The 3,483-nt window shown below is 61.0% G+C and carries 4 protein-coding genes; all 4 read left to right on the forward strand.

What is annotated here, in order from left to right; all coding sequences use genetic code 11:
• Window positions 1-1,183 (forward strand): hypothetical protein (locus ACILSI_RS26840; protein WP_395725006.1); only part of this gene is annotated, 1,183 nt, incomplete at its 5' end.
• Window positions 1,180-1,638, forward strand: coding sequence for an FAD-dependent oxidoreductase (locus ACILSI_RS26845; RefSeq protein ID WP_395725007.1), 459 nt, complete (start codon window positions 1,180-1,182; stop codon window positions 1,636-1,638). The genes ACILSI_RS26840 and ACILSI_RS26845, both read left to right, overlap by 4 nt.
• 15 nt (window positions 1,639-1,653) lie before the next feature.
• Entirely contained in the window at window positions 1,654-3,003 is a 1,350-nt protein-coding gene (locus ACILSI_RS26850; RefSeq protein ID WP_395725008.1) for a metallophosphoesterase family protein, read from the forward strand.
• A gap of 28 nt (window positions 3,004-3,031) precedes the next feature.
• A partial coding sequence (locus tag ACILSI_RS26855) for a hypothetical protein (RefSeq protein ID WP_395725009.1) occupies window positions 3,032-3,483 on the forward strand: 452 nt, incomplete at its 3' end.

A 3,483-nucleotide genomic window follows, 5' to 3' on the forward strand; every position in this document is an offset into this window, starting at 1 on the left:
CGTTATCCGCCACAACGAAGCGGTGGGGATGAAAGTGTTCAAGATTGCCGCCGCTCAAGCTGCATCGCCGCCCAGCGAGTGGACATGGGAAATCGCCTCCTGGTTGCCTCCCAATTGGTCGCAAACCCAGCCACAAGTCTGGCGCACGGAAAGCGGAAGATACTTGCATGTCGGGCGGGGTAACGCAGACGGCGACACCTCCGGGGCCATCGACCTCGTCATGAGAGTATGCTATGCAGAGTCTCTTGGTGGCCCCTGGCAACGTGTCAATGGCGCGGATGACTCCCCGATCATTGGCGTGCGCCGTGCGGATTATCCAGCCGCCGGCGATTTGGAAAAGCACATGTATAATGGCTTGGTTCCTCTCGGTGGCGATTTATTCGGGATCCTGATCTCCACAGACGCGGCAGAGCAAGGGACATCGAATAACAAGAACCCCAAATACCCCATGCCGACTCGAGCGGGCGTTGGCACCCGCAGTTCTGTCTGGTTCACGCACATCGGCGCTGGTGTCGGGAAAACCACTCGTGGCGATTTCAAGGGCAGTCGTGCGGTTCCTCCGGCGGTTCCAAAGAACCTGGGGGACATGACAGGCTTGAAACTCATGCTTCTCGCGTCCAATGCGGAAAGTGACGGCTCAAACGGATTGAATTTGAAATGTCCTATTTCGGGTTTGCGTTGGATTACGCCGCCCGGTCAGTCGCTTGCGTTGTTGCCTACGGGCAGCAGCACCGGCAAACCAGCGCTCGAAAACACGGGAGGCTCCAGCAATCGCCTGGTTTTCGACGGCGCGGAGGCCAAGTTGCAAGCGCTGAACACGGCGGCGATCTACATCGCCTGCTCCCACGCCACAGGGTCTGGCGCCGGGCAGGCCGTGGCGGTGAATACCCTTCAGATTGACGATACGAACCACTGGAGGCGCATCCACCCGCTATCCCATTACCATTCGTGGAAGGGCCTTTTGCCCGGAGCGGAAACGGAAAGCATCACCGCGGGTTGGCAGGTTTATGCGCTTCGCCTGAAAAGTGGCGCGACAGATACAGCAGACAGGCTTTTCAATCTGATGAACCAGTCCGGCCGGGATTGCGGTTGGAATGGCAGGCTTGCGGCGGTCTTGGTGTTTGATCGCGATCTCAGCCAACGGGAGCACAAAGAGTTGGTGGAGAGGTTGTCTGCGCTATGATCGAACCCCAACCGACCCGCGAAGGCCGCCGCATGATCAGCGACTTTGTCATGACCCAGCGCGATCTCTTCGACGAGCTCACCAAGCCCGACGCCATCTCCCTCGGCTGCTTTCCGGTGGACTCGCATGTCGTGCGCCGCCTCGCCACGCCCGATGGCAAAGAAGTCATCAATGAAGGCGGCTTTCTCGTCATCCCGCCCATTTACGAGATTCCCTATCGCGTCCTCACGCCGAAGGCCGCCGAGTGCGAGAACCTCCTCGTCACCTGCGCCCTGAGCAGTTCCCGCGTGGCCTTCAACTCCCTCCGGGTCGAGCCCACCTGGATGATGCTCGGCCAAGCCGCTGGCACCGCTGCCGCGCTGGCGCAAAAGGGCAAAATCTCCGTGCAGCGCGTGGATGCAGCGGAACTCCAGCGGCGTTTGCGTGAAGCCGCTGTGCCGTTTCAGAAACCGTGACTCCAACACTCCACCATGAACCGTCGCCATTTTCTGCATCAAACCGGAGCCGCTCTCGGTTCGACCGCCCTCACGCCGCTGCATCGTTCCCTCGCGGCAGTCGTGAATGAACCACGCCGCGCCGCCACGTTGGAGGAGGCCTACAAACAGCTCGGGTTTGACCCGCACGCAGGCGACAGCTTCACCGCGCTGTGGATGGCTGACATTCACTACGGCGGCGGCAAGCCGGAAAATATTCTGCCGCCGATGATCGCCGAAATCGCGCCGATGAATCCACGTCCCTCATTTATCGGCATCGTGGGAGATCTGATCTGCGCCGCCTCCCGCAGCTTCGGCACCATTCCCAACGAGGCCGACCGCCAGATCGCCGTGGAAGAGTATCGCGCGATGAAGCCGCACTATGAAGAACTCGCGCGGCTCGCTCCGGTGAAGCTCACGCTCGGCAACCACGACACCTACCCCGGCGAGGACGACCTTGGACTGTTTCGCAGCGTGTATGGCGACACACCGGTGACTCATGCGTTCGAGACCAAAGGCGTGCCGTTCATCATTGCCAATGGCGGGAGCTGCGGCCTGCTCGGCGATGCCCAACAGGCGTGGTTTTGCGATCAGGTGAAAAAACTGCATCGCCCCGGCGGCACACTCATCACCGCCGTCCATCAGCCCTCCGTGGGCAGCCTCGTGCGCGAGCGTGGCATCACCTCCGCCGTGCGCGCAGCCTTTGCGGAAGCGCGTGGCAAGCTCTGGCTCATCGGCGGGCATGAGCACGAGAATCGTGACCGTCAGTTTACCATCCCGCGCGGCGAGAATGTGATGAATGCCTGGATCACTGCGGGCAACCGCACTTCCTGGGGCAAGGAGAATCCCGGCTACTGGGTCTGGTGCTTTAGTGCAGGACGACTCGTGGGCCGCATCTTCCGCCACGTCGGAGATGCCGCCGGTTACACGCTCTCCGCACCCGAGGTGACGGCAAAGGCAGAGCCTCTGTTTTTGCCGTTCGAGAATCAGGAGGATCTGCTGTGGAAGGTGCTCGTCGGTGAAGGCGATGAACCTTACCGCCGCACGACCAAGGCCGCCTGGTGCCTGAACTACTGGACCTACGTGCGCCAGCTCGACTACGAGTTCCCGCTCAGCCTCGCAAAAGGAAAAGCAAAGCGCTGCGTCGTCCTCATGGCCTCCATCTCCGACGAACCCACCGGGTTGTCGGTCTCCGCCAATGGCAATGACTGGCACCCCATTGAGAACTCTACCGAGCGCAACGGCTCGTATGTCACCTTCACCATCCCGCAAAGCTGTCTGGACGCAGGCACGCTGTCGCTGCGCATGACCGAATGCGCGGTAAGCGGTTTCGCGCTGACGGCATAGAACGGTTCATTCCATTCACCCACTCATTATGAAACTCACTCTTACCATTATCAGCGCCGTCCTGCTCTCAGTGAACGCCTTCGCCTGGGGGCCGCATGGTGAGATCGCGCAGGCGGCGCTCGACGCGATGGGCGCAAATGATCCGCTGGTGCGGCAGCTCGGCCCCGATGCGAAACGACTCACGCAATATGTGTGGATGGCCGATCTCCGGCAGTCGTTGCTCGTGCGCTCGGACGAGGTTTTCTATGCCGACGACTACCTGCTCTTTCCCGCTGCCACGCGGCACTATCAGCACATCTGCCCGGAGGTGGAGCAGACTTATTCGCCGTATTTCCGCCGTGCGTTGCAGGCGTTGCGCACGGAGTCCACGCACAATGCTTCGCGTTGGATCGGTTCGCTGCTGCACTTCACCACGGACACCGGCTCTCCTCCCCACGCGGCGGGATTCCTGGGCCCGGCTCATTCCAAAATGGAGAACTG

This window comes from Prosthecobacter sp., from assembly GCF_044232965.1.
Taxonomy (GTDB): domain Bacteria; phylum Verrucomicrobiota; class Verrucomicrobiia; order Verrucomicrobiales; family Verrucomicrobiaceae; genus Prosthecobacter.

Coding starts and splice junctions, on each gene's coding strand:
- ACILSI_RS26850 (WP_395725008.1), top strand. CDS start 1,654: ATGAACCGTCGCCATTTTCTGCATCAAACCGGAGCCGCTCTCGGTTCG.
- ACILSI_RS26845 (WP_395725007.1), top strand. CDS start 1,180: ATGATCGAACCCCAACCGACCCGCGAAGGCCGCCGCATGATCAGCGAC.